The following is a 5731-nucleotide window of genomic DNA, read 5'->3' on the forward strand; positions in this document are numbered from 1 at the left end:
ATATGAGCTAAGTGATAAAGTAGAAAGAGATTCTCTACCGAATGAAGTTATTAGACAGTTATTAGAGTTTTTTGAAAAATATAAGGATAGCAAATGGGATATGATAAGATTATTTATAAAATTAACATTAATAGCACCTGCCAAAAGAAATATTATTGCTGATTTAAGATTTAGTGATTTTAGAGATGATTTTAGAGTTGTTATTATCAATGATATTAATATAGATATTCCAAACTCACTAAGGAGAGATTTACTAAACATATGTTGTAATGATATAGAGGTTAAATATTCAAATAAGAGATTATTTGAATATATTTATCCTAAAAAATATGATCATAATGTATTTAATAGACCGTTATACAAAGTGTTAAAAGCAATTGATTATGATGTTCCTGTACATAAGTCTACATTTTCAGTAGAAACTATTATGAATACTGCAATAATAACAATGATTAAAAATAATACAAATCCATTATTGATATCTAAAATTAATGGAACATCAATTGCAAATATAGCAGATAAAATTAGTAAATTAGGCATAGAAGTTAATAATTATAATCAATTAATAAATAGATCAATTTCCCAAGCGGATTATTATAAGTATATTTAAGGGAGGGATAGTATGGATAACAAAAAAATGGATGAAAAAAATATAAGTCAAAAACCTGCCATAGAATTATTAAAACATTTAGGATATAAATATATAGATACACAAGAGTCAGAGAAGTTAAGGGGAAATCTATATAATGTATTACTAAAATCAATAATAAAAGATAAACTAAATGAGATAAACTCATATACATACAAAGGCAAAGAATATAAATTTAATGAAAAAAATATCAATGCAGCAATAAATGATTTAGATGAATTATTAACAGATGGTTTAGTAAAAACAAACGAAAAAATATTTAATACTTTACTTCTAGGTAGAAGTTACACAGAAACTCTGGAAGATGGTACTAAAAGAAGTTTTACAATTAACTTTATAGATTGGAAAGAAGCAAGTAACAATGATTTTTATATTGTTGAAGAATTTTCAGTGGAAAGTGAAGATGGAAGTAATACTGCTAGACCTGATTTAGTTTTATTTATAAATGGTATACCTTTTGGTGTTATTGAATGTAAAAAAAGCTCATTATCAATAGATCAAGGCATAAGCCAAATGATTAGAAATCAATCTAAGGATTATATTCCTCAGTTATTTAAATTTATACAAATTGTAATGGCTACGAACAAGAATGAAACTAAATATGCTACATGCAGTACTCCTAAGAAGTTTTGGTGTGTATGGAAAGAAGAAGATAAGAAATGGTTAGACACAGAGTTAAATAAAGTAGTTAATGAAAGAATAGCTACAAATCAAGACAAAAATATAATATCATTATTTCATCCAAGTAGAGTAATAGAACTTATAAAATATTTTATTCTATTTGATAAGGATGTAAAAAAGATATGTAGATATCAGCAATATTTTGCAATAAAAGAAATAATGAAAACTATAGAAGAAAGAGATGAAAATGGAAATAGGCAATCTGGTGTTGTTTGGCATACACAAGGTTCAGGAAAATCACTAACCATGGTTATGGTAGCTAAATATATTTTATCAGAGCTTGATACACTAAATCCAAGGGTTATAGTTGTAACTGATAGGGTAGATTTAGACTCACAAATTAATAGAACTTTTAACCATACAAGGTTGAAGGCTGTAAAAGCATCTACTGGAAATCATTTAATTAAACTGATTAATGATAGTGAAGCAGATATTGTAACAACTTTAGTTCATAAATTTGATACAGCAGCAAATAAAGGAGCTAAATTGGAGAGTAGAAATATATTTGTGTTAGTTGATGAATCTCATAGAAGTCAGTATAAAGAGTTAAATATTAAGATGAAAAATGTATTTCCAAATGCTTGCTATATAGGTTTTACAGGAACTCCTTTAATGAAAAAACAAAGAAGTACTGTAAATAAATTTGGTGGAAAATTAATACACAAATATACTATAGCTGATGGAGTAGAAGATAAGGCAATACTACCTTTATTATATGAAGGAAGAATGGTTGAGCAAAGTGTTAACAGAAAAGCTATTGATTTGCAACTTGATATGATAACAAGAAATTTAAATAAAAATCAAAAAGAAGAAGTAATGCAAAAATGGAGTCGTTTTGAAAGAGTTGCTTCCAGTGATCAAAGAATAAGATTAATAGCATTTGATATTAATGAACATTTTGTAAATACTTATAAAAGTGAACATTCGCCTTTTACAGCTATGTTAGCTACAAGTAGTAAATCAGAGGCAATTAAATATTTAAGAGCTTTTGAGGAATTAGATGACTTAAATGTGGCAGTAGTTATATCACCTCCAGATATGAGGGAAGGTCATGAAGAAGTTGATAAAGTATCTAAAGATATGATTATTGAATTTTGGAATGAAATGATGAAAAAATACAGTAATCCAAGTTCTTATGAAGATACAATAAAGGATGATTTCGTTCATGGAGAGATAGATTTACTTATAGTAGTGGATAAACTTCTTACAGGATTTGATGCGCCTAGGGCTACTGTTTTATATATAGATAAGGAAATGAAGGAACATACTTTGCTTCAAGCTATTGCAAGGGTTAATCGTCTATATGAAGGGAAAGATTATGGATATATTGTGGATTATAGAGGATTGATTACCAAGCTAGATGAAGCTATGAATCAATATAGTGGTTCTGGTTTGGAGAATTTTGAAGGAAAAGATTTAAAAGGAGCTATTCATAATGTAACTGTAATAATAGGTGCATTAAGACAATATTATAGTGATTTGGTTAATTTCTTTAGTAGTATAAAGAATAAAGATGATATGGAAGAATATGAAGTATATTTAGCTGATGATAAATTAAGGGAAGATTTCTATGGATTAGTAAGTAGTTATGGAAGAAACTTATCAATAGCTTTAGAGTCAGAACAAATTTATAATGAACTGGGAAAAGAAGAAATAGAAAAACATAAATCTTACTTTAAATTCTATCAAAAATTAAGACAATCTGTTAAAAGAAGATATTCAGATAGTATAGATCATAAAGAATACGAAGCTAGAATGCAAAAGTTAATAGATAACTATATTGCAGCAGAAGGTATGATGTATATAACAAACCCGGTTGATATACTTGATGAAAAAGCTTTTGAGGAAGAAGTTAAGAGAGCAGATAATCCTAGATCAAAGGCTGATACAATTAGGACAAGACTAGGAAAAAGTATAAGTGAAAAATGGGATGAGAACCCAGCTTATTATAAAAAATTCTCAGAAAGAATAGAAAAAGTTTTAGAGGATTATAAAAATAAAAGAATATCTGAAGTTGATTACTTAAACAAAATAGAAGATATTATGAAGAAATATAGAGAGAAGAAAGACGAAACTGATTATCCGGATACAATAAAATATAATGAAAATGCTCAAGCTTTCTATGGTGCTGTAAGTGAAGTAGTTTGTGAGAGTGAAAGTGAATATGGTGAAACTGATGATTTGGGTGAACTTGCGTTACAAATTGATAATATAATCAGAGAAAAATGTAAAGTTGATTGGCATAATAATACGGATGTACACAATCAGATAGCTCAAGAAATAGACGATATTATATTTGATTATACTGAAAAAACAGGAATAGAACTTACTTTTGATGATATAGATAAAATAATAGAAAAAGTAAAAAATATAGCACTAAAGAGATACTAGGAGATAAAGATGAACATATACGAAGTGCCTTATGGTGAAAGTATAATTAAGTTTAAACTTGAAAGAAAAAATGTGAAAAATATAAATCTAAATATCAAGGTCAATGGTGATGTGATTATATCAGCAAATGAAGAAGTTCCTGAAGAGTATATTAAGGATTTCGTAATAAAAAAAGCTAGCTGGATTGAGAAAAATATAAAATATTACAAAGCTCACGAACAAGAAAATTTAGAAAAAAAAGAATTAGTTAGTGGGGAAACATTAAAATATCTAGGTAGGCAGTATAGGCTTAAAGTAGTAGAGAGTCAGAGCGAATATGTTAAATACTTTAGAGGTTATATCTATTTATATGTAAAAGATAGAAATGATTATAAAAGGAAAGAAGAGCTATTAAGTGAGTGGTATGATTATAAGTGTAGAAAAATATTCACTGATTTATATAATGAAATTTATCCAGTAATAAGTAAATATAATGTGTCTCCTGTAAAAATTAATATTAGAAAGATGAAGACAAGATGGGGTTCATGTATTACTAGCAAAAGTACAATAATATTAAATAAAGATTTGATAAAAGCACCTAAGTATTGTATAAAATATGTTATTTTACATGAACTTATACACATGATTTACAATGAGCATAGTAAAGAGTTTTATGATTTTCTTTATATATTTATGCCAGATTGGGAAGAGAGAAAAAGAATATTAGATGAAGAAATTGCAATGGAGCTATAAGAATAAGTAAAATAGTAAAAATATTGATTTTAATTTGGGGAGAAAGTTGTAATGTCAATTGGTAAGAAGAAAGGTAAAAAAGGAAGTTTAGGAACTTCGTTTATTGTTGAAAAGATACCAGGATTAAAAAGAATTTCATGTAGTAACTGTACTAATTACAATACTGATAATTCATGTTCAGCAAAACCAGTATTTATAACTGAGATAGGTTATAATTACTGGACTCATTGTGATAGTTTTTCGCTAGACGATAGATACGATAGTGAAGAAAACAGAATGACAGTTAATCGAAGTAGGAAAACAACAAAAAAGAAGAAAAAAAAGAAACAGAAGAAGAACAATAACAATAATACAAATAATGTTGTTAGAAATACTCAATTATCAATATATCCAACTGAGAAGAGTAGTGAAGCATATGAGTATGCTAAAAGAGGAAGAACTCAAGAAGAAAAACTAAGTGATGAAAGAGCAAGAAAGTCAGCTCAGCAAAGAGCTTTGAAAAAATCTGTTGAAGATGATAAAAAATACGAGTTTCTAATGAGAAAAATAGGTCAAAAAAGAAAAATAGAAAATCTCTATATTAAGCATTTTAAAAAGGAGTTAGATACATTAGATTTTCTAGATAAGATGAACGATATTTTAGAAGGCAAGGATGTTGCTTCTTCAGATTTAGTTTTTATAAGAGAGTATTTGTATAAAAAAGTTATGTAAAAAATTATAAATAATATAAGTGGGAGAGAACAATGACAAATTTAGAAAAAAGATTAAAACTAGCAAATGAAGCAAAAGATCTAATTATAGAATTTAGAGCAGAAGAAGGTAGACTAGGTGAAAACGTATTAGAAAAAATAAGCATAAGTGAAGATGGATCAACTATTTATGTTACAGAAACATATGATGGAGAAAAAGAATATGCACTAGAAGAAATATCAGAAATCTTTCTTACAGAAATGAGAGGCTGGGGTCCTTGCTCAGCTCAATTAGAAGAAGCTATAAGTATGGCACAATCTGAAGTTGAAAGTGAATATAAAAATATGACTAAAGAAGAATATATTCAGTATGTAGGTGGACTATACTACATGGAGCTAAGATGTGAAGAAATATATGTAAGATTAGAACAAATTGAAAAAGAAGCAGAAGAATTATTAGGATAATAATAGATATTAATTTAAATCATATAAAATTATTAGTAAAGTAGTGTATTTAATAAAATATACTACTTTTATTTTTAAAAATAATTTTTAAATTATAATGTGATACAATAGTTAAATCATCAAA

Annotated in this window: 5 protein-coding genes; all 5 read left to right on the top strand. The window is 27.0% G+C overall.

Features of this window, described 5'->3' with window-relative positions:
* Window positions 1-610 (top strand): hypothetical protein (locus tag J7G74_RS11865; protein WP_297135626.1); only part of this gene is annotated, 610 nt, incomplete at its 5' end.
* A gap of 12 nt (window positions 611-622) precedes the next feature.
* Window positions 623-3721 (top strand): type I restriction endonuclease subunit R, encoded by a 3099-nt coding sequence (locus J7G74_RS11870; protein ID WP_297135628.1) that lies wholly within the window; start codon window positions 623-625, stop codon window positions 3719-3721.
* A 9-nt stretch (window positions 3722-3730) separates the two neighbouring features.
* Window positions 3731-4453, top strand: coding sequence for a M48 family metallopeptidase (locus J7G74_RS11875; RefSeq protein ID WP_297135630.1), 723 nt, complete (start codon window positions 3731-3733; stop codon window positions 4451-4453).
* 51 nt (window positions 4454-4504) lie between these two features.
* Window positions 4505-5164: a hypothetical protein gene (locus J7G74_RS11880; RefSeq protein ID WP_297135633.1), complete on the top strand. Its 660-nt coding sequence runs from the start codon at window positions 4505-4507 to the stop codon at window positions 5162-5164.
* A 32-nt stretch (window positions 5165-5196) separates the two neighbouring features.
* Window positions 5197-5607, top strand: coding sequence for a hypothetical protein (locus tag J7G74_RS11885; protein ID WP_297135635.1), 411 nt, complete (start codon window positions 5197-5199; stop codon window positions 5605-5607).
* Window positions 5608-5731 lie beyond the last annotated feature (124 nt).

This window comes from Terrisporobacter sp. (assembly GCF_017888745.1).
Taxonomy (GTDB): Bacteria; Bacillota; Clostridia; order Peptostreptococcales; family Peptostreptococcaceae; genus Terrisporobacter.